This window comes from Nocardiopsis tropica (assembly GCF_042660575.1).
GTDB classification, from domain to species: domain Bacteria; phylum Actinomycetota; class Actinomycetes; order Streptosporangiales; family Streptosporangiaceae; genus Nocardiopsis; species Nocardiopsis tropica.
Map to the genome: position 1 here is coordinate 1 of NZ_JBHSUF010000069.1, position 567 is coordinate 567.

The window sequence follows — 567 nt, forward strand, 5'->3', positions numbered from 1 at the left end:
AATCGACCATACTTCTTTTCAATTCAATTTCAACACGCCACAAGTGCTTAGACACAACTTCAACGTCTGCGTTATCCTTACGTTCTTGCTTTTTGTTATATATTCTAATAAACCTATCACTATCACGTACCCCAAAATATTTCGTTTCTGGCAAACCATTTGTACCGTAAAATATTGTTTTCTTCAAAGCTTTATCCGACATTGCATAATAACTACTCAAATCATGTTCAAAATCAAAAGCCAAATCTAGTCTTGTAAACCCGTCATCTTCCATGTAGTCGATAACATTTTTCTTTAACCAAAGCATTTCTTCATGATTAAGTTTATTTGGGTTAAATTCAACACGCATGTTACGTCTATCCCAACTATCTGCTTTTACTTTGTCATATTCAATATAAACTTTTTCTTGAAGTGCTTTAGCTTTAAACTTTGTTTGTAACATATCCCAAAGTCTTATTTGTGGATCAATACTCATAAATTCAGATAGTTTTTGAGCGTTGTTTTTATTCAAATTACCAACAATTGTCATAGCATCAAAACTCAATTTTGGTTTGGATATGCACACAG

At 32.1% G+C, this 567-nt stretch carries 1 protein-coding gene; it reads right to left on the reverse strand.

Annotated features, from left to right (window positions below):
• A partial coding sequence (locus tag ACFQBR_RS33615) for a replication initiation factor domain-containing protein (protein ID WP_465264178.1) occupies positions 1 to 529 on the reverse strand: 529 nt, incomplete at its 3' end.
• Between the last annotated feature and the right edge of the window lie 38 nt (positions 530 to 567).